Here is a 454-nt window from a genome sequence, read left to right on the forward strand (position 1 = left end):
GGCGCCAGCCATGCCGTCGGGCCCGAGCGCTCAGGGTCCGGGCGCCCTGGAACCGCTACAGGTGTCGCCGGAAGCCGCCAATGCCGCCGCCACACATGCCGCCGGCAATGCCCCCGACAACGTGCCTGTCGGCCCGATGCCGACCGACCGCCAGGCCTTTCACGATGAGGTCATGCGGGAGTCGCGCGAAGGTGCCGCCACGCTGGCGCAAGAGCATCTGCGCGAGCATCCGGACTGGTTCAAGGAGAGCGAATCGTGGCACGTCGACCATGCCGCCGCCGCACAGCGCATCCGCTGGGGGCGCCAGCAGTTGAAGGTCATCAACGGACCGGAACGCTTCGTCATCATCGATCAGGCAGTGGCCGAGATCGAAGCGCTGCTCAAGAAGGTGCCCGATACGCCGGAGAACGCGGAGTTCCGCCAGGAAATCGTGGCGGATGAAGTGGTGGCATTG

The 454-nt window shown here is 67.2% G+C and carries 1 protein-coding gene; it reads left to right on the top strand.

The genetic code is table 11. The features are described 5' to 3' along the window. Positions 1–61 precede the first annotated feature (61 nt). A partial coding sequence (locus I6F28_RS37135; RefSeq protein ID WP_225143956.1) for a hypothetical protein occupies positions 62–454 on the top strand: 393 nt, incomplete at its 3' end.

The organism is Bradyrhizobium sp. NBAIM14 (assembly GCF_020193895.1).
GTDB lineage: Bacteria > Pseudomonadota > Alphaproteobacteria > Rhizobiales > Xanthobacteraceae > Bradyrhizobium > Bradyrhizobium yuanmingense.